The sequence below is a fragment of the Uruburuella testudinis genome, from assembly GCF_022870865.1.
GTDB classification, from domain to species: domain Bacteria; phylum Pseudomonadota; class Gammaproteobacteria; order Burkholderiales; family Neisseriaceae; genus Neisseria; species Neisseria testudinis.
Window position 1 is genome coordinate 2,055,034 of record NZ_CP091508.1, and the last position, 23,952, is coordinate 2,078,985.

The following is a 23,952-nucleotide window of genomic DNA, read 5'->3' on the forward strand; positions in this document are numbered from 1 at the left end:
AGAATGACTCAGATTTTTTGTGATAAAAATGCAGATGCAAGGCAAAAAACGTAGCAAGATTAAGCATCTTGCGAGGCTTTTTAACGCAGCAGATGTGCTTTTAGCACAAAAAAGATGATGATATATGAATGGTCGGGACATCCTAGAGCTCCCCGCCCCACGCCCGCCCTATCATCTCCCGCAAGCTGCTGCGCCGCTGTTCGTCAGCCGTGCAGGCCGTCTGAAACGCCGCCCGGCTGCCCCAAAACACAAACCGCTCACGGGCACGGGTAACCGCCGTATACAGCAGCGCCTTATTCAGCCCGCCGCCGCTTTCAGACGGCATCGTCACAGAAGGCGGCAACAGCCACACATCACGATATTCCGAACCCTGGCTTTTGTGCACCGTCATTGCAAACGCCGTAGCATAGCTGCTCAAGCGGCTGAGCGGAATTTTACGGTAGCCTTGCGCGGCGGCAAACCAGGCAGACAACACGCCCTCCTCATCCGGCAACACCAAACCGATGTCGCCGTTAAACACATTCAGCGCATAATCGTTGCGCTCAATCATCAGCACCTGCCCGGCAAACCACGGCGCATCAGCACGCACTCGGCCATGCTGTTGCAAACAGCGGCGGTAGGCCTGATTAAACGCTTCGGCATCATCGCGCCACGCCGCCAACACCACCACATCAGTTTGCCGGGCAAACGCCTGCGCCACATCGCCCGCATCCACCGCCTGCCAATAATCCGCCTGCAAAGCATAGATCGCCTCGGCCTGTTCGCGGCTGCCACGCTCGCGCAGCTGCAAATCATCAGGAAAACGGTCAAACGCAGCCCACACCGCCGAGACATCCTCCGCCGCCACCGCGCGTGCCAAACAACCGATGCCGCTGTTGTCGCCGAAACGGTGGCTGACCTTTAAGCGCGCCACATTTTGCGACAAAGGCAAGGGCAGCGCGGCCGTCTGAAAACCATGTTGCGGCAACATCGCCTGCAATTCGCGCGCCGTATCTTCACCCAGCAGTGTCGGCTGCGCCAGCGCCGCCAGCACCGCGCCGGCGCCCACAGAAGGCAGCTGGTTTTCATCGCCCAGCAATACCACCCGGCAGCCGGTGGGTACCGCCCGCAGCAACTGCAACAGCAGCGCGATATCCAACATCGAAGCTTCATCGACAATCAAAACATCCAACGCCAACGGCTGCTCGGCGTCAAATAGCGGGCGCATCTGCGGCGGGCGCAGTTTCAACAACCGGTGCACAGTCTGCCCCTCCAGCTGCAACAAATGGCTGCGCACCGGCTCAGACAGATCAAAATCAGCCAGCGCACGATGCAGCGCACGCGCCATATGCGCCGCCGCCTTGCCGGTGGGCGCGGCCAGCGCAATACTCGGCATCTGCGCCTCACCATCGCACAACAACCCCAACAGCTTGGCCACCGTCGTGGTCTTGCCCGTACCCGGGCCGCCGCTGATCAGCATAAAAGGCTGCAACAGCGCCAACGCCGCTGCATCGCGCTGCCCTTCGCTGCCTTGGCCGGCAAACCAATCCTGCAAATTCCGCCCCGCCCGCATCCAGTCTGCCGGCGCAAGCGGCGCTTTGGCCAAGCGCACGATTTCCGCCGCCAAATCACGCTCAAGCTGCCACATACGCCCCAAAAACAAACGTCTGCCCGCCAGCACCAACGGCGTGTCGCCGCCACTGCCGACCACCGGTTGAGCCGCAGCCAGCGCCGCTGCTTCCGCCTCGTCCAACCAAATAAACGAATGGCCGTCTGAAAGCGCGGCAAACAAACGCGGCAGATACGGTGCGGCACACCCGGCCGCCTGTGGCGCATGGCGTTGCAACAACATCACCGCCGCATCGGCAGCAGCCTGATAAGCTTCAACAGAAATGGCAGACATCAATATTTTTCCCATACATATAATCAAGGCCGTCTGAAAAATATTTCAGACGGCCTTGATTATAAGCGAACGCACCGCAAAGCCGAAGCAGATACCCATTCAAAAAACAACCTGGCGCCACCGCCCACCCCATCCGCTTAGGTTTTCCAACCATTATGATTGCCGTTAACGCAAGCCTGCCCCAAACGAAATGCCTGTTGAAACAGCAGAAATCGTTCGGCTAATATTATTCCGGCAAACCTGAATACGGCGCACTCACATACTTTAGATACTGGAAAAAGCACTAAACAAGCATTTGACAAGGCCACACACAGCAAACCGCACAAGCGGCCAAACAGATGAAATGGTTTGAATGAAGCACGTTGTATTATATACTTAGGCATCGCGACGCCCAAGCAAACCGCCCGCCGGCGGCAAGCTGCTTTACCTATCCGACCTGATTTTTCAAACGGCCTCCGTCAAAGCCCAAGGCCGTCTGAAACAAAATCAAATAAACATATACTTTTTCTTATTTTATGCGATAATAGCTAAGATAATTCTTAGCAATCGCCATCCATTTACTACACGAGAGCCATCATGTCAGACGAAAAAAACAAATCAGATGAAAAAAAATCAGATGAAAAAGGCAAAGCCCTTGCCGCAGCCCTAGCCCAAATTGAAAAGCAATTCGGCAAAGGCTCCATCATGAAAATGGACGGCAGCCACAAAGATGAAAATCTCGAAGTAGTGTCCACCGGCTCGCTCGGCTTAGATTTGGCGCTCGGCGTAGGCGGCCTGCCCCGCGGTCGTGTAGTAGAAATTTTCGGCCCCGAATCATCCGGCAAAACCACCCTCTGCCTCGAAACCATCGCCCAATGCCAGAAAAACGGCGGCGTATGCGCCTTTATCGATGCCGAAAACGCTTTCGACCCGGTTTACGCCCGCAAGCTCGGCGTTAAAGTGGAAGACCTGATGGTGTCCCAGCCCGACACCGGCGAGCAGGCGCTTGAAATCTGCGACATGCTGGTACGCTCCGGCGGTGTGGATATGGTGGTGGTCGATTCCGTGGCCGCGCTGGTGCCGAAAGCCGAAATCGAAGGCGAAATGGGCGACAGCCACGTCGGCCTGCAAGCCCGCCTGATGAGCCAGGCGTTGCGCAAGCTTACCGGCCACATCAAAAAAACCAACACTCTGGTGATTTTCATCAACCAAATCCGCATGAAAATCGGCGTGATGTTCGGCAGCCCCGAAACCACCACCGGCGGTAACGCGCTGAAATTCTACGCATCCGTGCGCCTGGATATCCGCCGTATCGGCCAGATTAAAAAAGGCGACGATGTTTTGGGCAACGAAACCCGCGTCAAAGTGATTAAAAACAAAGTCGCCCCGCCGTTCCGCCAAGCCGAATTCGACATTCTCTACGGCGAAGGCGTCAGCTGGGAAGGCGAGCTGATCGATATCGGCGTCAAACACAATATCGTCGAAAAATCCGGCGCATGGTACAGCTATAACGGCGCCAAAATCGGCCAAGGAAAAGACAATGTGCGCGTATGGCTGAAAGAAAACCCGGAGGTGGCCAAAGAAATCGATGCCAAAATCCGCGCCGCAGTCGGCGTTAAAGTAGAAATTACCGAGGGCAAAATCGACGAAACCGACGGCGAGCAACCGGAAGAATAAGCGCTATCGTCAAATCTAAATAAATTAACGCCAATAAAGTGAGCAAAATAGTAAACATGTGCAGCCAGCCGGCTTTACCGCGCCATACTTTGTTTGATAAGAGCCAGCTAATCACCGGGCTGTCGGATTGAGATAAATTCGGATTGAGAGAAATTAAGTTAATCCGGCAGTAGTATTTGGTTGGCGTTACGGCATTCGATTAGTGTTGCAGCATTCTGCGCCCCTCCCCCGCCCAACGGGGAGAATTAGGGTGAGGGCAAGCAGTCAGGCTTTTGATACCCGATATGAAAACCACCTGATTGCATGGATTCACCTTGGCTGCATAAAATACTGCATTATCAAGCCGGTATCCCACATTTGCGCGCTATTTTAGCTTGCTTCCTTGTGATACATTGATTTAAATTTTACTATCATTTAGAATCCGGAGGCATTTCACCCGCCGGTAAGGGTTGGAGTATCCTAAGCATTTGATTTACAAATTACGAATGCTTTTTTGCACCTGCAAACGCAGCTGCATTAAAAATTCTCGCAAAAACTGTGTTTTCAACGCGGCAAATCGGTTTTCCGCCCAACCTTATATCGTATGCCGAACAATAAATCCCAACACCAAACATCAGGCCGTCTGAAAGTTTTCAGACGGCCTGATGTTTCAACCGCAACCGGTAAATACCGCTGCCCTGTATCCGTGGCGCTACAGTGTTTTACATGAGCGCTTATACCCCCGCCTACAGCCTGCTTGTTTTAGCCACGGCCACAGAAAACTGCTATACTCGTTCACATTCATTTACATCTTTTCAGGCCGTCTGAAACATGATTACGTTGCAACAATTCCAACAACAAGCCGAAGCAGGCTACAACCGTATTCCGCTGGTGCAAGAGCTGCTGGCCGATCTCGATACGCCGCTTTCCCTTTACCTCAAGCTTGCCAACCGGCCCTACAGCTACCTGCTCGAATCGGTGGTCGGCGGCGAGCGCTTCGGCCGCTATTCCTTTATCGGCCTGCCTTGCCGCACTTACCTCAAAGCCGCGGGCAAGCAGGTCAGCGTTTATCACGACGGTGAAATCATCGAACAATACAGCGGCAACCCGCTGCACTTTATCGAGCAATTCCACGAGCGTTTCAAAACGCCCGAAATCCCCAATCTGCCCCGTTTTACCGGCGGCCTGGTCGGCTATTTCGGCTATGAAACCATTTACCATTTTGAGCATTTCGCCCACCGTTTCCAGCAAACAGACAAACCCGACACCATCGGCACCCCCGATATCTTGCTGATGTTGTCGCAAGAATTAGCCGTTGTCGATAATTTGAGCGGCAAAATCTACCTGATTGTGTATGCCGACCCCGCAGAAAACAACAGCTATCACAACGCCCGCGAGCGCTTGGAAGCCTTACGCACCCAATTGCGCCAAAGTTGCGCCATCCCGCTCTCGCTCGGCAGCCCCGCGACCGAGCCCGCACACGAAACCGGCGAAGCGCGCTACAAAGAATATGTGCGTAAAATCCGCCAATACATTCTCGACGGCGACTGCATGCAGGTGGTGCCCAGCCAGCGCATGAAGCTGGAATTCACCGACAACCCGCTCAGCCTCTACCGCGCGCTGCGCACGCTCAACCCCTCGCCGTATATGTTTTATTACGATTTCGGCGATTTCCACGTGGTCGGCTCATCGCCCGAAATTCTGGTGCGGCGCGAGCGTGACGACATTATCGTGCGCCCCATCGCCGGCACCCGCCTGCGCGGCAAAACCCCCGCCGAAGATCTGGCGCAAGAACAAGATTTGCTCAGCGATGCCAAAGAAATCGCCGAACACGTGATGCTGATTGATTTGGGGCGCAACGATGTCGGCCGCGTCAGCGAAACCGGCCAAGTCAGCGTTACCGAAAAAATGGTGGTCGAACGCTATTCGCATGTGATGCACATCGTCTCCAACGTCGAAGGCCGTCTGAAACCCGGCGTATCCAATATGGACGTACTCGCCGCCACCTTCCCCGCCGGCACACTTTCAGGCGCCCCCAAAGTGCGCGCGCTGGAAATCATCGAAGAGCTGGAACCGGCCAAACGCTGTATCTACGGCGGCGCGGCAGGCTGTTGGGGCTTCAACAACGATATGGATTTGGCCATCGCCATCCGCACCGCCGTGATTAAAGATCAAACCCTATATGTGCAAAGCGGCGGCGGCATCGTGGCCGATTCCGATGAAGAAGCCGAATGGCAGGAAACCCAAAACAAAGCCCGCGCCGTATTGCGGGCGGCGCAGATGGTGCAGGAAGGTTTGGATAAATAGCAGACCATGTTTGCAAACATCCGGCATCGATATTTAAAGCAATGCCGCTATACTAACCCTGCCTTTTCTCAACTCAAGCGGTGCGGCGGAGCATAGTGGAATGAGGAAAGAAATGATGCAAGGCGCAGCAACGCCGCAGCACTTTTTATTCACTTCACTATAAATAGTCCGGCTAAACAGCCGCCGTGATCAGGCCGTCTGAAATACCTTATTGTCAAACGGCTTTTTATGGCAACCCTCTCTGCAACTACCGTGAATACATAACTTTTTGATACAATGCCCACTTTAGCGCCCACCATCATTCACCCCCCATTCACAAAAGTCAGCTCACCGGGCGAGCCGGCGTTAAGCTGTTTTTGCGAATGGTTTCAGACGGCCTTTTCACATTCCATATTGCCAGAATAATGACTAATCAAACCACCGCTCCCATTCTCCCGCCCGCTATGCTCGGCATTCTCGGCGGCGGCCAGCTCGGCCGCATGTTTACCGTAGCCGCCAAAACCATGGGCTATCAGGTAACCGTGCTCGACCCCGACCCCTACGCACCCGCCGCCGCCTATGCCGACCGCCATTTGTGCGCCTGTTTCGATGATCAGGCCGCGCTGGCCAAGCTGGCACAATGCGCTGCGGTTACCACCGAATTCGAAAACGTGCCCGCCGATGCCATGCGTTTTTTGGCGCAACACACCCCGGTATCGCCAAGCGGCGATTGTGTCGCCATCGCCCAAAACCGCATTCAGGAAAAAGCTTGGATTCAGAAAGCCGGCCTGAAAACCGCGCCTTATCAGGCCGTCTGCAAGCCGGAAGACATCACCGACGCCAGCGCAGCACTGTTGCCCGGCATTTTGAAAACCGCCACGTTGGGCTATGACGGCAAAGGCCAAATTCGTGTCAAAACCACAGACGAATTGCGCGAAGCCTTTGCCGCACACGGCGGTGTCGATTGCGTATTGGAAAAAATGGTGGATTTACGCGGCGAAATTTCCGTGCTTGTCTGCCGCCTGAACCACGATTGCGCTCTCACTTTCGATCCGGCTGAAAATATTCATGAAAACGGCATTTTAGCCTATTCCGTCGTCCCCGCCCGCCTGCCTGCCGCCGTGCAGCAGCAAGCCCGGCAAATGGCACAGCGCCTGGCTGACGAGCTCGATTACGTCGGCGTGCTGGCGGTAGAATTATTTGTGGTCGGTGATGAGCAAACGCTGGTAGTCAACGAAATCGCCCCGCGCCCGCACAATTCCGGCCACCACACCCTTAATGCCTGTGCAGCCGATCAGTTTCAACAGCAAGTACGCATCATGTGCGGCCTGCCGCCCGCCGATACCCGCCTGCTCTCACCCTGCTGTATGGCCAACATTCTCGGTGATGTCTGGCGCGAAGACGGCAGCGAGCCGAATTGGCTGCCGCTGCAAACCGATAAAAATGCCTACCTGCACCAATATGGCAAAAGCACCGCCCGCAAAGGCCGGAAAATGGGGCATTTTACCGTATTGGCAGACGATGCCGGGCAGGCATTCGCCACAGCAACCAAGCTGCACCAACTGCTTTGAAGCCGCCGAAAATGCTGCAACCGCCCTCCTCAACCATTCGTTTACGAGTGTGTTTCCACCTTACCACCAGCTCCGCCCTAACTGAAGAAAACCCGCTATGCAAGCCCAATTCATTACCCTAGACGGCATCGACGGCGCCGGCAAATCCACCAATCTCGACGTGATGAAAAACTGGTTTGCCGAGCGCCGGCTGCCGGTGGTCTTCACCCGCGAGCCGGGCGGTACACCCGTGGGCGAGGCTTTACGCGAAATCTTGCTCAACCCCGCTACCCGCGCCGGCCTGCGCACCGAAACGCTGCTGATGTTTGCCGCCCGCCAACAACATATCGAAACCGTGATTCTGCCCAATCTGAAAAAAGGCATACATGTGATATCCGACCGCTTTACCGATGCCACATTCGCCTATCAGGGCGGCGGTCGCGGCGTACCTTTTGCCGATATCGAAACACTGGAAAACTGGGTGCAGGGCAGCTTGCGCCCCAACCTGACCCTGCTGCTCGATGTGCCGCTCGAAATTTCCATGAACCGCATCGCCCAAACACGCGAAAAAGACCGCTTCGAGCAAGAGCAGGCCGATTTTTTCATCCGGGTGCGCGATGCCTACCTCACGCGCGCCGCCGCCGCCCCCAAACGCTACGCCATTATCGACAGCAACCGCGATTTGGCCGCAGTCAAACACAGTATCGAAACGGTATTAGACCGCCATTTCCAGGCCGTCTGAACAGCCGGCTCGACAAACCCACAGCAGCCGTTTGCCAACGTATTATTTTTTCAGACGGCCTGTTGGATAACTTCACAGGTCGGAGGCAAAATGTTGGCCTTCCCGGCCATTCCTCATGATTGCCGTGATGTTGTCAATATAGGTCTCAAGTATCCGACCGACAAAGCCGCCCGCGCAGGAGCGGCGGTTAGGCGTTTATCCAAACAAACACCCTAGGCCGTCTGAAAAACCCAAAAAGCGTTTCAGACGGCTATAAGCCTTGTATAATGGCCATATCTTCCCCCCGATACACCGATAATGATTTATCCTTGGCACCAACTCCAATGGCAAACACTTGCCGAGCACTGGCAAAACCAGCCCAACGCCTGGTTGTTTACCGGCAAAGAAAACACCGGCAAAACCGCTTTTGCCCGCCATTTGGCGCAGGCGCTGCTGTGTGAAACCCCACAAGCCGCACACCAAGCTTGCGGCACCTGCCCTTCCTGCCACTTGTTCGGACAGCAAAGCCATCCCGATTTCTACGAACTCACGCCCGAAATCCCCGAAGGCGAAGCTGTGGGACGCAAGCTGTTGCAAATCAAAATCGATGCCGTGCGCACACTAATCGACAACATCCAGCTCACCTCCGTGCGCGGCGGCAAGCGTGTGGTTTTGGTGCATCCGGCCGAAAGCATGAACCAGCAGGCCGCCAACGGCTTGCTGAAAATATTAGAAGAGCCGCCTGCCGATGTGATTTTTCTACTGATTACCCACGCCCGCGACAAACTTTTGCCCACCATCAAAAGCCGCTGCCGCCAAATGCTGCTGCCCGCGCCCTCACACCAGCAAGCCCTGCAACACCTACAACAGCAATCAATCGAAAATGCCGCCGCACTGCTGGCATTTCACGGCGGCGCACCGCTGTTTGAAGCCGATCCCGAACAAGACCGGCTGCGCCAATCACTGCTCGAGCTGCTGGCCGCACCGCGCCTGCTGGCGATTCTCGATTATGCCGCCGCCTTCGACAAACAAAAATGGCCGCTCGCCCTCTTTCTCGACTGGCTGCACAAATGGCTGCTCGACGTCGGGCTGGCACAGCAAAACATGCCGCCGCTCTATTATCCCGACCACGCCGGGGCATTGGCGCAAACCGGCGCCAAAACCAGCCCCGCCGCCCTCTTCGGATTAACTGCCGCCCTAAACCGCCTCAGCCCTTACGGCCACCATACCTTAAGTGTTAAAATGCAGTTAGAATCACTGTTGGTTGACTATCTTAATTTTTGGCAAAACAAATAAGGCAGGCTTATGAATATCCCCAGAAATCTGCCCGGCAAAATGCTGGCATTGCAGCTGCGCGACAAAACCTTGCTCTACAACAGCTATATGTCGTTTTTAGAACACGGCGGCCTGTTCGTGCCCACCGACGACACTTTTTCGCTCGGAGACGAAGTGCTGCTTTCCATTGAAATCATCAACCATCCCGATAAAAAATTCCTGCCCACCAAAGTGGCTTGGATTAACCCCGCCCGCACTTCTGCCCACCGCCCCAAAGGCATCGGGCTGGCATTCGGCAGCGACGAAATCAGCGTTCAAACCAAAAACCTGATTGAAGCCGAGCTCGCCGGCATGCTGCGCAACGACCGCACCACCTTTACCCTTTAACACCCGATCGAACACACATGCAATTAATCGATTCCCACTGCCATCTGAATTTCGAAGGCCTCGCCGGCCGCCTGCCCGAAGTGTTGGACAACATGGCGGAAAACCAAGTCAGGCAAGCGCTGGCCATCAGCGTGAGCCGCGAAAGCTTTGTAGAAGTGCTGGCCATTGCCGAGGCACATGAAAATATCTACGCCAGCATCGGCGTACACCCCGACCGTGAAGATGCCGCCGAATTCAGCACGGCCGAAATGGTGGCGCATGCCCAACACCCCAAAATCGTCGGCATCGGCGAAACCGGCCTCGATTACCATTGGTGCAAAGGCGATTTGGCCTGGCAGCACCGGCGCTTTGCCGAGCACATCGAAGCCGCCAACCAAAGCCGCCTGCCGCTGATTGTGCACACCCGCGATGCCGCCGACGACACCATGGCCATGCTCAAAGAAAACAACGCCCATGCCGGCGTGATTCACTGCTTCACCGAAAACACACGCGTGGCCAAAATGGCGCTGGATTTGGGTTTCTACATTTCCTTTTCCGGCATCGTTACCTTCAAAAATGCCCCCGACATCCAGGCCGCCGCCCAATATGTTCCCGCCGACCGCATGCTGGTGGAAACCGACGCCCCTTTTCTCGCCCCCGTGCCCAAGCGCGGCAAATCAAACGAGCCCGCCTATGTGCGCCACACCGCCGAATTCATCGCCAAACTGCGTGGAGACTCGCTGGAAAACATCGCCGCCGCCACCACCGAAAACTTTTACACCCTATTTAACAAAGTACCGAAAATAACCGCATCACAGGCCGTCTGAAACGTTCAGACGGCCTGACTGCCCGCAAAAACCATGACAAAAATCCGCCTTACCGTACTCGGCTGCGGCAGCTCCTCCGGCACCCCCGTCATCGGCTGCCCCTGCCCCGTCTGCACCGGCAGCAACCCCAAAAACCGCCGCAGCCGTTGCAGCGCCTGGCTCGACATCAGCGGCCAAGGCTGGCAGATCGACACCGGCCCCGACTTCCGCAGCCAAGCCCTGCGCGAAGCCCTGCCGCGCATCGATGGCGTGCTCTACACCCATCCGCACGCCGACCACCTCAACGGCATCGACGACTTGCGCGCCTTTTGCTACCGACAGCAAAGCAGCATCCCGATTTACGGCAGCGACTTCACCCTCGCCAACATCACCGAGCGCTTCCACTACGCCTTTTACCCGCCCAGCAGCCATTGGAACCGTCCCGTGCTCGAAGCCCGAACGCTTTCAGACGGCCTCAAGCTCAACGGCGTGCCGCTGCAATATTTCGACATGCCGCACGGCCATTGGCCGACCACCGCCTACCGCATCGGCAACATCGCCTGGCTCACCGACATCAACCACATCAGCGACGCGCAAATCGCCGCCCTGCAAGGCCTCGACCATTTGTTTATCGATTGCCTCAGCGAGCGCCCCTACCCCAGCCATTTAAGCTTCGAGCAAGCCTGCGATTACGCCCGCCGCATCGGCGCCAAACAAAGCTGGTTAATCCACATGACCCATGCGCTGGACTATAACGACCTGCTCGCCCGCAGCCCGCAAGGCATTGCCCCCGCTTATGACGGTTTGACTGTCGAATGCGACTACAGCATCCCCGCGTAAAAACAACATCCCGCCGATTGGCACGCATACCCATTCACAAAACAACCTAACGGCGTTGGCCAGCCTGAGCTCAAAGAGAACCGGTTTGGCTAAGGTGCTGAAGCACCAAATCAACCAAATCCTTACGCACTATACCGGCTTCGGCTTGCCGCCTTGTTGGCTTGCTTTTGTAAATGGGTATCAGACGGCCTCCACAAAACAAAATGCCGACAGCATTGCGCTGTCGGCATTTTCAATCAGGTGGCGAGCCAAACCCCTGGCACTGGCGCATCAGAGTGGGCTGCTGGCTTCCGCCCCTGACCCGTTGTTCCAAATTACCATGCAGGGAGACCCGCCGTAAGAGCTGTATTATAGCGGCCTTATGCCCCAAAACACAAGCCCGCAATGGCGGCTGCGGCCAAGGGCCGTCTGAAAGCATAAAATTGTTTACAACCCCGATGCGGCAACATGAGCCGTCTGCATGTATTCCGCCCATATTTTTCCATTGAAAAATCATTGAAATTACATTACATTAAGCCTTTTACCATACTGCGCCAAGCCAAACTTTTCATGCGGCGGCACAACACATCAGGCCGTCTGAAAACAATAAAAAAAGCCGATTAGGCGCCCGCTGCGGTAAAAATCCTTTAAAATAGCCGTTTGCCTTTGTTCCAGCAGTCAATAAAACCATACGGACACCACACATGACCACCACCGCCCCGCAACGTATCCGCGAAATTCCCTACAACTACACCTCTTATTCCGACCGCGAAATCGTTATCCGCCTGTTGGGCGAAGCATCGTGGAATGTTTTGCAAACCCTGCGCAGCCAGCGCGTTACCGGCCGCTCGGCGCGGATGTTGTTTGAAGTGTTGGGCGACATTTGGGCAGTGGTGCGCAACCCTTACCTAATCGACGACCTGCTCGAACACCCGCACCGCCGCGAAGCGCTGGTGAAAGAAATGCGCCACCGTTTGGGCGAAATCCAAAAACGCCGCGACGACAACGAGCAAGTGGCGCAGCTGATTCAGGCTGCCGAAACGGCAGTTGCCCGTTTCGACAACAGCTTTCATGACACCAAAACCCGCCGCGAGCAGATTCTCAAGCGCTTGAGCAAAATCACCAAAAAACACAATATCATGTTTGACGGCCTCGCACGGGTATCGCACGTCACCGATGCTACCGACTGGCGTGTGGAATATCCGTTTGTGGTCATCAATCCCGACAGCGAGGCCGAAGTTGCCCCGCTCGTGCGTGCCTTAATCGAACTTGAGCTGACCATCATCCCGCGTGGTGGCGGCACCGGCTACACCGGCGGCGCCGTGCCATTGGATGCGATGAGCGCCGTCATCAACACCGAAAAACTCGACCGCCACAATGGCGTCGAATATGTCGACCTGCCCGGCCTTGAGGGCAAACGTCCGGTGATTCACTGCGGTGCGGGCGTGGTAACGCGCCGTGTCGAAGAAACCGCCTCCGCCGCCAAACTCGTGTTTGCGGTCGACCCCACTTCCGCCGATGCTTCTTGCGTGGGCGGTAATGTGGCTATGAATGCCGGCGGCAAAAAAGCAGTATTGTGGGGCACGGCGCTGGATAATCTGGCGTGGTGGAAAATGGTTAACCCCGAGGGCGAATGGCTGAAAATCGAACGCGTGCGCCACAATTTCGGTAAAATCCATGATGAAGAAACCGCCGTTTTCGATGTGCACACGCTGGATTCAGACGGCCTCAAAGTTGTGAAAACCGAACGGCTGGAAATTGCCGGCCACAAATTCCGCAAAGTCGGCCTCGGCAAAGACGTCACCGATAAATTTCTCAGCGGCCTGCCCGGTGTGCAGAAAGAAGGCACCGACGGCATCATCACCAGCTGCGCCTTTGTGTTGCACACCATGCCCCAACACATCCGCACCGTGTGCCTGGAATTTTTCGGCACCGTGGCCAACGCCACACCGTCTATCGTAGAAATCCGCGATTACCTGCTCGGCCACGATGCCGTACAGCTGGCCGGTTTGGAGCATCTCGACTGGCGCTATGTGCGCGCAGTCGGCTATGCCACCAAAGCCGCAGGCAAAGGCCGCCCGAAAATGGTGTTGATTGCCGATGTGGTATCTGACGATGAAAACGCCGTACAAGAAGCAGCTTCGCACATTGTGAAGTTGGCCAACGCCCGCGACGGCGAAGGCTTTATCGCCGTGTCGCCCGAAGCCCGCAAAACCTTCTGGCTCGACCGCAGCCGCACCGCCGCCATTGCCAAACACACCAACGCCTTTAAAATCAACGAAGACGTGGTGATTCCACTGGAGCGTTTGGGCGAGTATTCAGACGGCATCGAACGCATCAACATCGAATTATCGATTAAAAACAAACTCGCCTTGTGCGAAGCCTTGCTGCCCTATCTGCACGGCAAACTGCCTGTCGACAAAATGGGCACCGACCTGCCCAGCAGCGAATTATTGGGCGAACGCGCCAACCACGCGCTCAAACATGTGCAAACCGTGCAAGAGCGCTGGCAATGGCTGCTCGACAATCTCGATGCGCCGCTGGCCGACTACAAACAGCGCTACGGCGGTGCGGTTCACGCCGCCCCCGAAGCGCGCGATGATGAAAGCAGCTTCACCGCTTTTCGCGATTTCTGTCTGCGCGTGTCGGTGAAATCCGACATCATGAAACCGCTGGCTGAAATTTTCAGCGGCAAAACCGACACCAAAATTCTCGCCGACCTTGCCAAAATCCACAGCCGCGTGGTGCGCGGGCGTGTGTTTGTGGCGCTGCACATGCACGCAGGCGACGGCAACGTGCACACCAACATTCCGGTGAACTCTGATGACTATGAAATGCTGCAAACCGCCCACAAAGCGGTTGACCGCATCATGGTGATTGCCCGCAACCTCAACGGCGTGATTTCCGGCGAACACGGCATCGGCATTACCAAGCTCGAATATCTCACCGATGAAGAAATGCAGCCTTTTTGGGATTACAAAACCCGCATCGACCCCGAAGGCCACTTCAACCGCCACAAGCTGATGAAAGGCGCCGACTTGCGCCACGCCTACACGCCCTCATTTGAATTGTTGGGCGTAGAATCGCTGATTATGGAGCAATCCGACCTCGGCACCATCGCCGAATCGGTAAAAGACTGTCTGCGCTGCGGCAAATGCAAACCCGTGTGTTCCACCCACGTGCCGCGCGCCAACCTGCTCTACAGCCCGCGCAACAAAATCCTCGGTGTCGGCCTCTTAACCGAAGCGTTTTTATACGAAGAGCAAACCCGCCGCGGCGTGTCGCTGCGCCATTTCGACGAACTCAACGATGTCGGCGACCACTGCACCGTCTGCCACCGCTGCGTGAAGCCCTGCCCGGTCAACATCGATTTCGGCGACGTTACCGTGGCCATCCGCAACTACCTGCGCAAAACCGGCAAAAAGCGCTTCAACCCCACCGTAGCCGCCGGGATGGCCTTTCTGAATGCCAAAGACCCGCGCACCATCAACATCTTGCGCAAAGGCGTGGTAGATGCCGGCTTCAAACTGCAAAACTGGGGCTACCAAATGGGTAAAAAATTCCATTTGGGCGCCAAAAAACAAAAAAACGCCCCCAAAACCACCGTGGGCGCCACCCCGATAAAAGAGCAGGTGGTGCATTTCATCAACCGCCCGCTGCCGCGCAATGTGCCGATTAAAACCGCCCGCGCACTTTTGGGCGTGGAAGACAACAAAACCGTGCCGATTATCCGCAACCCCGCCCTGCCCGAAGACAGCGAAGCCGTGTTCTACTTTCCCGGCTGCGGCTCTGAACGCCTGTTCAGCCAAGTCGGCCTCGCCACCCAGGCCATGCTGTGGCACGCCGGCGTACAAACCGTGCTCCCGCCCGGCTACCTCTGCTGCGGCTATCCGCAAGATGCCGGCGGCAATGCCGACAAAGCCGAACAAATGACCACCGAAAACCGCGTACTGTTCCACCGCGTGGCCAACACCCTAAACTACCTCGATATCAAAACCGTGGTCGTGAGCTGCGGCACCTGCTACGACCAGCTCGAAAAATACCGCTTTGAAGAAATCTTCCCCGGCTGCCGCATGATCGACATCCACGAATTTTTGCTGGAAAAAGGCATCAAACTCGACGGCGTCAGCGGCCAGCAATACCTGTATCACGACCCTTGCCACTCACCCATCAAAACCACCAATCCCACCCAGCTCACCAGCAAACTGATGGGGCAGGAAGTGGTATTGAGCGACCGTTGCTGCGGCGAGAGCGGCATGTTTGCCGTAAAACGCCCCGATATCGCCACTCAGGTAAAATTCCGCAAGCAGGAAGAAATTGAAAAAAACAAAGCGCAACTGCCGCAAGGCGAGCCCGTGAAAATGCTCACCTCCTGCCCCGCCTGCCTGCAAGGCTTGAGCCGCTACAGCGACGACAACAATATGCCCGCCGACTATATCGTGGTGGAGATGGCCAAGCATGTTCTCGGCGACACATGGCAAAATGATTTTGTTGAAAAAGCCACCCGCGGCGGTATTGAAAAAGTGCTGCTCTAACAGCATATAAAGGCCGTCTGAATAGTTTAATGCCCTTCCACAAAAACAAGCTGACAAGGCGCAAGCCGAAACGCTGCACACATATGGAGCCGGTTGACTTGGGCGTTAACGCCTTAGCGAAATCAGCCCTATTCGAGCGCAGGCGAGCCAATACAGTTAGATGATTTGTATAATTTGTATGAATGGGTATAACAGGTATCAAACCATTCAGACGGCCTTATTTTTTACACCAAAGGATGAACCATGCTGATGCGCCGTATCAAACAAATTGTTGTTGCCTATCTCGTACAAAAAGCCGTGCGCCATATTTCACGCAAAATACAGCAACCGCGCAAATAATCAATACGCCGGCTCATTGATGCCCACTCATAAAAGTTAAGCAAACAAGGCAGCGAGCCCAAGATAGCTCAGGCCATATGGGGTCGGTTGACTGAGTGCTTCAGAAAGTTTGCGGGCGAAGCCCTCGCTGCGGCTGCGTGGCAACCACCACCCGCTATTCAATGAAAACAAGGCCGTCTGAAACTGCACTTACCGTTTTCAGACGGCCTTAACCTATCGGCAAACGCTTCACCGGCGCCGGCAAACCCGCCAATTACCCCCATTCACACAAGCAAGCTAACAAAGCGGCAGGCTGAACACAGTCGCACACTTGCTTCGGGCTCAGGAAAAGCAACGCAATCGGATTATGTTTGCAAGATAAACAGGCCGTCTGAAAGCTTTCAGACGGCCTGTTTATCTATAAACCGGATGGAAAACAGAAAATATACATTGGCACAAAAATGCGATGGCAAGATGCCTGCCGCATATCTGCACCTGATGGCTTATCCGCTGAAACCTTATTCCGGAATACGCAGTTTCTGACCCGGATAGATTTTATCGGGGTTGCTCAACATCGGTTTGTTGGCTTCAAAAATTTTCATGTATTTATTGGCATCACCGTAATATTTTTTGGCAATGGCCGACAAAGTGTCGCCACTGGCCACATCATGGTATTGCGCAGCCGAAGATGCCGGGAAAGTCAGATTATTTTCTACATCAGACACACCGGTTACATTACCGGCGGCCAACACTGCTTTTTCAGCCGCTTCTTGAGAAGGCGCCGAGCCGCTCAGCGTTACTTTGCCTGAAGCGCCGTCAAATGCTACGGCCAAACCGGTCAGGCCGAGGTTTTGTTTTTCAATATATGTTTGGATGGCAGCGGAAGCTTTACCGTTTAAATCTTCCACATTGGCAGCAGCCGCAGCAGCCACTTCTTTTTCGTCTTTGCCAAACAATTTTTCGCCTGCATTTTTAATAAAGCTGAACAAACCCATGTTTTCACTCCTAATCGTTAAAAAATCCGGCGAACCGGCTAGGCTTCCTGACATTCGTTGATAAGGGCATTTTGGCTCCTGAACATGCAGCAGATGCGCTTTTAAGGGCAAAATACGCCTGTCAATCAAATTTAGTCAGAACAACTTAAGCTTTATCATTGTATCGCCGGGCTGTTTTTTCAAGCGCCAGAGGTAAAAATTACTTGGTTTTACATAATACGGCACAGTTGGAAACCGACACTTGCTCCGACTGATTAAGCGCCCGCCACCGTAAATATTAAACCGCTTCACTATAGAACGGTAAACACCTTTCGCTATACAATACGGCACTTACCTCTCCCAATTTCAGACGGCCATGAACGGCGATATCACCCTGCTTACTTTATTTTTTATCGGCTTTTTCGGCGGCGGCCACTGCGTGGGCATGTGTGGCGGGCTTTCCAGCGCCTTCGCCTTACAGCTGCCCCCGCATATCCACCGTTTTTGGCTGATTTTACTGCTCAACAGCGGCCGTATCAGCAGCTATGTGTTGATCGGCGTATTGCTCGGCGGGCTCGGCCAAATCGGCATTTCACTCGACCAAACCCGCTGGCTGCAAAACAGTCTGTTTGCCGCCGCCAATATTTTATTGCTATTGTTGGGGCTGTATCTGGCCGGCTTATCGACTTTGGCCACTAAAATAGAAACCATCGGCAAGCCCGTTTGGCGGCGGCTGAATCCGCTTTTAAACAAACTTCTGCCCATACAGTCAATACCCGCCTGCTTCGGCGTGGGGCTGCTGTGGGGCTGGCTGCCTTGCGGGCTGGTATACAGCGCATCGCTCTATGCACTCGGCAGCGGCAATGCGGCACAAGGCGGGCTGTATATGCTGGCGTTTGCCTTGGGCACACTGCCAAATCTGCTGGCTATGGGTTTTTTTGCGACGCAATTAAAAAGCTTTTTGCAACGGCGCAGCATCAGGCTGGCCGCCGGCTTGATGGTGGCAGGCTGGGCGCTGTGGCAGCTGATTCAATTTGTGCATACCCGTTTTTGAGCCAATCAAGCCGTTTTGGGTATATGCATCCGACCGGCGGCCTGCAACTTTATCCGGCCAAACCATGCCGGCACAAGCCATACCAAATACTTGAGGCCGTCTGAAGATTCAGACGGCCTCATACCCATTCACAACCATAACCTAACGGCGTTGACCCGCCTGTGCTCGAAGAGGGCTGGGTATCGCTAGAATACCCCAAGATGCTGAAACGCCAAGTCAAGCACTACCTCTACTGTGTTCGGTTCAGCCCGGTTTGCTTATTGTTGTAAATGGCCATCAATCATTTGCATACAATAAACCATAACGGGTAACATCAAACCCGGAGGCAGATGCTCAGTGCAACAGCCCCCACAACATACGTGCGGCAATCACCAGCAACAAAATACCGAATGCCAGCTTGAGCTTTTCAGGCGGCAGTTTGTGTGCGGCTTTAACGCCCAACGGCGCAAACAGCATAGTCGCCACGCTTAACACCGCCACTGCCGGCAGATACCAAAAGCCCCATGTGCCTTCAGGCAGGCCGGCCACATTCCAGCCTGAATACAGATAGCCCACCGCACCGGCTACAGCTATCGGCCAGGCCAACCCTGCCGAAGTGCCCACGGCGGTGCGCACCGGCACATTGCAATACAGCATAAACGGCACCGACAACGAGCCGCCGCCGATGCCCACCCAGCTCGAAGCAATGCCGAACAGCGAACCGACCGCCGTCAGACCGGCCGCCCCCGGCAGGCTGCGCGAAGGCTTGGGCTTGGCATCGGCCAAAGTTTTAAACGCCACCAGCAACACAAACACCACAAAAAAGATTTGCAGCGCTGCATTGGAAATATATTTTGCCAACACCGAGCCGACCATCACGCCGGCAATCATTCCCGGCGCCATGCGCCGCACCACCGCCCAATCCACACCACCCTTGCGGTGCTGCGCCATCACGCTGGAAAACGTGGTAAACACCATAATGGCAAACGACGTGCCCACAGCCAAATGCTGCGCATGGTCAATTGCGCCCAGCCCCTGCATCTGCAACACCCACAACACCACCGGCACCACCACCATGCCGCCGCCGATACCGAGCAGCCCGGCGACAAACCCGGCAAAACTGCCCACCAGCAGCATAATCAGTATAACTTCAAGATTCCACATAATTTTCTTTCAGACGGCCTCAAGCCGCCACAGCCGCCATCGGGCCATGCTGATTCAAGCAAACAATCTGACCGTGTGTTTGATTCAGATTGAAGAAAACGGTTTCGCCACGACAGAGCCAACCGAACCTGCACAGTTATGCTGCTTTTATCTTGCCGTCTTAGGGTGTCCAGATGTGTCGTTTATGGCGGGATTTTTGTTCCTAAAAATGCAGATGCAAGGCAAAAAACGCAGCAAGATTGGACATCTTGCGAGGATTTTTAACGCAGCAGCTGCGTTTTCAGGGGCAAAATACACCCTTAAATCGAATGGTTAGGATTCCCTAGTGTTTTTTTGAATAGACATTCACAAGCTGCATCACAGATAAAGCGGCTGTTTCAGTGGTGTTTGCGCCGTTTAAGCCACTTCCAGCCGAACATCACATAACCCGACAAACTATAGGCCAGGAAAAACAAAAACAACACCAACGAAGGCTCCATCGCCACCACCAGCAACACCAACATAGCCAAAATAATGGCAAAGAAAGGCACTTTGCGGCGCACGTTGATTTCTTTAAAGCTCCAAAACGGCACTTGCGCCACCATCGACAAACCGGCAAACAAGGTGATAAACAAACAGATCCATTCCACCGCAGGAAAACGTTCATAGCTGTGGTTGACCCAAATCATGCCCACAATCAGTGCCGCCGCAGTCGGGCTTGGGATACCGATAAACCAGCGTTTGTCGGCCTTACCGATTAAAGTGTTGAACAGTGCCAGCCGCAAAGCCGCGCAGGCGCAATAAATAAAAGCCACCGAATAGCCCACTTTGCCAAACTGCCAAAGCTGCCATTTATAGGCAATCAATGCCGGCGCCACACCGAAGCTCACCATATCGGCCAGGCTGTCGAGCTGCTCGCCAAACGCGCTCTGGCTGTTGGTCCAGCGCGCCACCCGCCCGTCCATGCCGTCGAGCAGCATTGCCACAAACACGGCAATCGCCGCAGTTTCGTAGCGCCCGTGCATGGCTTGGGTGATGGCGAAAAAAGCGCAGAAAAGCGCCGCTATCGTAAATGAATTCGGCAGCAGGTAAATACTGTTTTGACGTAATGAAGGCCGGTTACCCGGCAACGGATTTTGCGGTGTAGCCATATTTTTCCTGTTTGGCCGCGAGGTTTCAGACGGCCTGCGCTTAAGATGCTACCGATTATACCGCATATTACACCGCCAAACCGCCTTGTTGCATGTGATCAAAGCAGAGCTCATGTTGAGATAAGCCATCGTGCTGAAAGTATCCTGAGGCCGTCTGAACCCTCCGGTAAACCAGTAATCATTCAGACGGCCTGCAATATCAAAAAAGCAGACCCGAGGGTCTGCTTTGAACACTTTATACAGCATCTGCACTTCAATACATGCCTTCGCGCTCTTCACGGGTGCTGATATAAATATTTTTCACCTGAGTATAGGCGGCCAGCATCATTTTGTGGTTTTCGCGGCCGATGCCGGAAGTTTTATAACCGCCAAACGGTGCGCCTGCGGGCAGACGGTTGTAACAGTTCACCCACATACGGCCGGTTTCCACAGCTTTGGCCACGCGCAGGGCGCGGTTGATGTTGAGTGTCCACACTGCACCGCCGAGGCCGTATTCGCTGTCGTTGGCCATGGCAATCACTTCTTCTTCGGTTTTGAATTTAATCACGGTCGCCACCGGGCCGAAAATTTCTTCCTGGGCAATGCGGTCATCATTGCTGTTGGCGGCAATCAAGGTCGGCTCAAAGAATTCACCCTTGCCCAGATCACCACTCTCGGCGCGTTTGCCGCCGGTGATGATGCGCGCGCCTTCTTGCTCGCCGATTTTCACGTATTTGGTGATGGTGTCCATCTGACCGGCGTTTACTTGTGCGCCCATTTGGGTATCATCTTCCCACGGCAGGCCGACTTTTACCTTTTTGAATTCTTCAGCCAATGCGGCCACAAATTTGTCGTAAATGCCTTCTTGCACAAAAATGCGCGAACCGGCACAACATACTTGTCCTTGGTTAAACAAGATGCCTTTTTGTGCGCCCTCAAGCGCCTTGTCAAACGGCATGTCGTCAAAGAAGATATTGGCTGATTTGCCGCCCAATTCCAGCGTGGCGGGAATCAGCATTTCGGCAGCGGCGATGCCGACATGGCGGCCGATTTCGGTAGAGCCGGTAAACGCCAACTTGCTGAAGCCTTTATGGTGCAACATATATTCGCCGGATTTGGAGCCGCGACCGGTAATCACGTTCAACACGCCTTTGGGCAGCAGATGGTTGATTTTTTGGGCAAACGACAGCAAGCTCAGCGAGGTGCTGGATGAGGGATGAATCACCACCGTGCAGCCCGCAGCCAACGCCGGCGCAATTTTCCAAGCAGCCATCAGGAAAGGAAAGTTCCACGGGATAATCTGGCCGACCACGCCGATGGGTTCGCGCAATACGATGGAAATATCTTCATTATAAATTTCGTTGACGCTGCCCTCTTCGGCCAGAATCACGCCGGCAAAATAGCGGAAATGCTCAGCACCCAACGGAATATCGGCAGCGCGGGTTTCGCGAATCGGCTTGCCGTTATCAAGTGTTTCCTGCAAGGCCAGCTCTTCGGCGTACTCGTCAATCACATCGGCGATTTTGTTGAGAATGGCGCTGCGCTCGTAAACAGTGGTATGCCGCCAGGTTTTAAACGCTTCCTGGGCAGCTGCCACGGCGGCATCAACGTCTTCATTGGTGGCATCAATAAAAGTGGCCAACGGCTCGTTGTTGGAAGGGTTGTAAGAAGTCAGGCTTTCGCCCTTGCTGCCGTTGGTCCATTCGCCGTTAATCAAGAGGCCGTATGCTTTATCAAACACGTTTAAATCTTTTGCCATGTTACTTCTCCTTAATATGATATGTGTGAACATCTGACTACCCATTCACAAAAATAACCTAACGGCTTTGGCTCGCCTTGCCGCACTACTTACACTGTCTTCGGTCCGCCGCCTTGTTAACTTACTTTTGTGAATGGGTATAACCGATACCGAGCATGCAAAATTGAATGCTCAGCCCTGCAAAAGTGGTTTCAGCTTAGACCGATTCGCTGCTGATTTCAAGGCGGCAAGCCATGATATTTTCTTACAAAAAACCTGCCGCCGGGCAAACATTTTCAATAACAGATATATTGATTAAATATTTTTTTATTTTCTATTCAAAGATATACAAAAAGAAATGTATTTACATATTTGCTCTATTTTTGAATTCAAAACATATCGACACAGGTGTATATAAACGCAAAATATTGTTAATGCTTTATTCGAAAAAAGGCCGTCTGAAAATTCAGACGGCCCGGATCAAATGCAGGTATGACAAACCTTCCATGATGCAAGCTGCTGCGGTATCCGGCAGCAGCTGCTAGGAGGTTCGTTTATAAAGGGATTTTTGCTCCTGGAAATACAGATACCGGGCAAAAAACACAGCAAGAGACATCTTGCGAGTATTTTTTAACGCAGCAGATGCGTTTTTCAGAAGTAAAATACACCCGTAAATCGAATGGTCAGGATACCTTATCGAAACAGCTTAGTTTTTATCCAAATCTACCAATTTGTTTTGCGCAATCCACGGCATCATACCGCGCAATTGATTGCCGACCACTTCAATCGGATGCTCGGCATTGATGCGGCGGCGGGCAGTCATGGCCGGGTAGTTGGTGGCGCCTTCCTGAATAAACATTTTGGCGTATTCGCCGGTTTGAATGCGTTTCAGGGCGTTGCGCATGGCATCTTTGGTGGCGGCAGTGACCACTTCCGGGCCGGTTACGTATTCGCCGTATTCGGCATTGTTGGAAATAGAGTAATTCATGTTGGCAATGCCGCCTTCATACATCAAATCCACAATCAGTTTCAATTCGTGCAGGCATTCGAAATAAGCCATTTCAGGCGCGTAGCCGGCTTCAACCAAGGTTTCAAAGCCGCATTTCACCAGCTCAACCGCGCCGCCGCACAATACGGCTTGTTCGCCGAAAAGATCGGTTTCGGTTTCTTCGCGGAAGTTGGTTTCAATCACACCGCCTTTGGTGCCGCCGTTGGCTGCGGCATAAGAGAGGGCGATATCGCGGGCTTTACCTGATTTATCTTGGTAAACTGCAATCAGCGTGGGCACACCGCCGCCTTTTTTGTATTCGCTGCGCACGGTATGGCCGGGGCCTTTGGGAGCGACCATCACCACGTCGAGGTCTTCACGCGGCACGATTTGGTTGTAATGCACATTAAAACCGTGGGCAAAGGCCAATACCGCGCCCTGTTTCAGGTTGGCTTCGATTTCGTTTTTATACACAGTAGGCTGGTTTTCATCCGGCAGCAAAATCATCACCACATCGGCAGCTTTGGTGGCTTCTGCCACGCTCAATACTTTATGGCCGGCAGCTTCGGCTTTTTTCCATGAGCCGCCCTGACGCAAACCGATTACCACGTTAACACCTGAATCTTTCAGGTTGGCCGCATGGGCGTGGCCTTGCGAACCATAACCGATAATGGCTACGGTTTTGCCTTTGATCAGGCTTAAGTCTGCGTCTTTATCGTAAAACACTTGCATTTTTTTTCCTTTGATATCGAG

General features: G+C 54.2%; 17 protein-coding genes and 1 other RNA gene. 11 read left to right on the forward strand and 7 right to left on the reverse strand.

The features are described 5' to 3' along the window. Nucleotides 1-142 precede the first annotated feature (142 nt). Nucleotides 143-1,882: an exodeoxyribonuclease V subunit alpha gene (recD, locus tag LVJ83_RS09480; protein ID WP_244784262.1), complete on the reverse strand. Its 1,740-nt coding sequence runs from the start codon at nucleotides 1,880-1,882 to the stop codon at nucleotides 143-145. Nucleotides 1,883-2,458: 576 nt separating this feature from the next. On the opposite strand from recD, the gene recA reads away from it, so the two are divergent. The 8 genes from recA (at nucleotide 2,459) to LVJ83_RS09520 (ending at nucleotide 11,361) form a co-directional block, all read left to right on the forward strand. After that, nucleotides 2,459-3,538: a recombinase RecA gene (gene recA, locus LVJ83_RS09485; RefSeq protein ID WP_244784263.1), complete on the forward strand. Its 1,080-nt coding sequence runs from the start codon at nucleotides 2,459-2,461 to the stop codon at nucleotides 3,536-3,538. An 810-nt stretch (nucleotides 3,539-4,348) separates the two neighbouring features. Continuing rightward, nucleotides 4,349-5,824, forward strand: coding sequence for an anthranilate synthase component I (gene trpE / locus LVJ83_RS09490; RefSeq protein WP_244784264.1), 1,476 nt, complete (start codon nucleotides 4,349-4,351; stop codon nucleotides 5,822-5,824). Between the two features lie 404 nt (nucleotides 5,825-6,228). Beyond that, nucleotides 6,229-7,374, forward strand: a complete 1,146-nt coding sequence (locus tag LVJ83_RS09495) for a 5-(carboxyamino)imidazole ribonucleotide synthase (protein WP_244784265.1) — start codon at nucleotides 6,229-6,231, stop codon at nucleotides 7,372-7,374. A gap of 97 nt (nucleotides 7,375-7,471) precedes the next feature. Beyond that, nucleotides 7,472-8,095 (forward strand): dTMP kinase, encoded by a 624-nt coding sequence (gene tmk, locus LVJ83_RS09500; RefSeq protein ID WP_244784266.1) that lies wholly within the window; start codon nucleotides 7,472-7,474, stop codon nucleotides 8,093-8,095. 297 nt (nucleotides 8,096-8,392) lie between these two features. Then, on the forward strand, nucleotides 8,393-9,370 hold the full coding sequence (locus LVJ83_RS09505) for a DNA polymerase III subunit delta' (RefSeq protein WP_244784267.1): 978 nt from the start codon (nucleotides 8,393-8,395) through the stop codon (nucleotides 9,368-9,370). Nucleotides 9,371-9,379: 9 nt separating this feature from the next. After that, nucleotides 9,380-9,736 carry a PilZ domain-containing protein gene (locus LVJ83_RS09510; RefSeq protein WP_244784268.1) on the forward strand — a complete coding sequence of 119 codons (357 nt, stop codon included), beginning with the start codon at nucleotides 9,380-9,382 and terminating at the stop codon, nucleotides 9,734-9,736. Between the two features lie 17 nt (nucleotides 9,737-9,753). Further along, on the forward strand, nucleotides 9,754-10,542 hold the full coding sequence (locus LVJ83_RS09515; RefSeq protein ID WP_244784269.1) for a TatD family hydrolase: 789 nt from the start codon (nucleotides 9,754-9,756) through the stop codon (nucleotides 10,540-10,542). A gap of 33 nt (nucleotides 10,543-10,575) precedes the next feature. Further along, a complete protein-coding gene (locus LVJ83_RS09520) occupies nucleotides 10,576-11,361 on the forward strand; it encodes an MBL fold metallo-hydrolase (RefSeq protein ID WP_244784270.1) in 786 nt (261 codons plus the stop codon). A 239-nt stretch (nucleotides 11,362-11,600) separates the two neighbouring features. Here the strand turns inward: LVJ83_RS09520 and ffs are convergent. Continuing rightward, nucleotides 11,601-11,697: signal recognition particle sRNA small type (gene ffs / locus LVJ83_RS09525), an RNA gene on the reverse strand. Between the two features lie 347 nt (nucleotides 11,698-12,044). On the opposite strand from ffs, the gene LVJ83_RS09530 reads away from it, so the two are divergent. After that, nucleotides 12,045-15,875, forward strand: coding sequence for a DUF3683 domain-containing protein (locus tag LVJ83_RS09530; protein ID WP_244784271.1), 3,831 nt, complete (start codon nucleotides 12,045-12,047; stop codon nucleotides 15,873-15,875). A gap of 836 nt (nucleotides 15,876-16,711) precedes the next feature. Here the strand turns inward: LVJ83_RS09530 and lysM are convergent. After that, entirely contained in the window at nucleotides 16,712-17,188 is a 477-nt protein-coding gene (lysM, locus tag LVJ83_RS09535) for a peptidoglycan-binding protein LysM (RefSeq protein WP_244784272.1), read from the reverse strand. Between the two features lie 355 nt (nucleotides 17,189-17,543). On the opposite strand from lysM, the gene LVJ83_RS09540 reads away from it, so the two are divergent. Further along, complete coding sequence (locus tag LVJ83_RS09540; RefSeq protein ID WP_244784273.1) at nucleotides 17,544-18,221, forward strand: sulfite exporter TauE/SafE family protein; 678 nt, start codon at nucleotides 17,544-17,546, stop codon at nucleotides 18,219-18,221. Nucleotides 18,222-18,554: 333 nt separating this feature from the next. On the opposite strand, the gene LVJ83_RS09545 is transcribed toward LVJ83_RS09540, so the two are convergent. Further along, the gene (locus LVJ83_RS09545) at nucleotides 18,555-19,364 is read right to left on the reverse strand and encodes a sulfite exporter TauE/SafE family protein (protein ID WP_244784274.1); all 810 of its coding nucleotides are present in this window, start codon (nucleotides 19,362-19,364) and stop codon (nucleotides 18,555-18,557) included. A gap of 46 nt (nucleotides 19,365-19,410) precedes the next feature. Here LVJ83_RS09545 and LVJ83_RS09550 point away from each other — a divergent pair, with 46 nt between their 5' ends. Then, on the forward strand, nucleotides 19,411-19,680 hold the full coding sequence (locus LVJ83_RS09550; protein WP_244784275.1) for a hypothetical protein: 270 nt from the start codon (nucleotides 19,411-19,413) through the stop codon (nucleotides 19,678-19,680). 61 nt (nucleotides 19,681-19,741) lie between these two features. On the opposite strand, the gene pssA is transcribed toward LVJ83_RS09550, so the two are convergent. From pssA to ilvC, 3 genes are all read right to left on the reverse strand, one after another. Further along, nucleotides 19,742-20,494 carry a CDP-diacylglycerol--serine O-phosphatidyltransferase gene (pssA, locus tag LVJ83_RS09555; protein ID WP_244784276.1) on the reverse strand — a complete coding sequence of 251 codons (753 nt, stop codon included), beginning with the start codon at nucleotides 20,492-20,494 and terminating at the stop codon, nucleotides 19,742-19,744. A 253-nt stretch (nucleotides 20,495-20,747) separates the two neighbouring features. Continuing rightward, the gene (locus LVJ83_RS09560) at nucleotides 20,748-22,232 is read right to left on the reverse strand and encodes an aldehyde dehydrogenase family protein (protein WP_244784277.1); all 1,485 of its coding nucleotides are present in this window, start codon (nucleotides 22,230-22,232) and stop codon (nucleotides 20,748-20,750) included. A gap of 685 nt (nucleotides 22,233-22,917) precedes the next feature. Then, complete coding sequence (ilvC, locus tag LVJ83_RS09565) at nucleotides 22,918-23,931, reverse strand: ketol-acid reductoisomerase (protein ID WP_244784278.1); 1,014 nt, start codon at nucleotides 23,929-23,931, stop codon at nucleotides 22,918-22,920. Between the last annotated feature and the right edge of the window lie 21 nt (nucleotides 23,932-23,952).

Coding starts and splice junctions, on each gene's coding strand:
- LVJ83_RS09545 (WP_244784274.1), bottom strand. CDS start 19,364: ATGTGGAATCTTGAAGTTATACTGATTATGCTGCTGGTGGGCAGTTTT.
- LVJ83_RS09540 (WP_244784273.1), top strand. CDS start 17,544: ATGAACGGCGATATCACCCTGCTTACTTTATTTTTTATCGGCTTTTTC.
- tmk (WP_244784266.1), top strand. CDS start 7,472: ATGCAAGCCCAATTCATTACCCTAGACGGCATCGACGGCGCCGGCAAA.
- LVJ83_RS09510 (WP_244784268.1), top strand. CDS start 9,380: ATGAATATCCCCAGAAATCTGCCCGGCAAAATGCTGGCATTGCAGCTG.
- recD (WP_244784262.1), bottom strand. CDS start 1,882: ATGTCTGCCATTTCTGTTGAAGCTTATCAGGCTGCTGCCGATGCGGCG.
- lysM (WP_244784272.1), bottom strand. CDS start 17,188: ATGGGTTTGTTCAGCTTTATTAAAAATGCAGGCGAAAAATTGTTTGGC.
- LVJ83_RS09530 (WP_244784271.1), top strand. CDS start 12,045: ATGACCACCACCGCCCCGCAACGTATCCGCGAAATTCCCTACAACTAC.
- ilvC (WP_244784278.1), bottom strand. CDS start 23,931: ATGCAAGTGTTTTACGATAAAGACGCAGACTTAAGCCTGATCAAAGGC.
- LVJ83_RS09560 (WP_244784277.1), bottom strand. CDS start 22,232: ATGGCAAAAGATTTAAACGTGTTTGATAAAGCATACGGCCTCTTGATT.
- LVJ83_RS09495 (WP_244784265.1), top strand. CDS start 6,229: ATGACTAATCAAACCACCGCTCCCATTCTCCCGCCCGCTATGCTCGGC.
- trpE (WP_244784264.1), top strand. CDS start 4,349: ATGATTACGTTGCAACAATTCCAACAACAAGCCGAAGCAGGCTACAAC.
- pssA (WP_244784276.1), bottom strand. CDS start 20,494: ATGGCTACACCGCAAAATCCGTTGCCGGGTAACCGGCCTTCATTACGT.
- LVJ83_RS09520 (WP_244784270.1), top strand. CDS start 10,576: ATGACAAAAATCCGCCTTACCGTACTCGGCTGCGGCAGCTCCTCCGGC.
- LVJ83_RS09505 (WP_244784267.1), top strand. CDS start 8,393: ATGATTTATCCTTGGCACCAACTCCAATGGCAAACACTTGCCGAGCAC.
- LVJ83_RS09550 (WP_244784275.1), top strand. CDS start 19,411: ATGCTGATTCAAGCAAACAATCTGACCGTGTGTTTGATTCAGATTGAA.
- LVJ83_RS09515 (WP_244784269.1), top strand. CDS start 9,754: ATGCAATTAATCGATTCCCACTGCCATCTGAATTTCGAAGGCCTCGCC.
- recA (WP_244784263.1), top strand. CDS start 2,459: ATGTCAGACGAAAAAAACAAATCAGATGAAAAAAAATCAGATGAAAAA.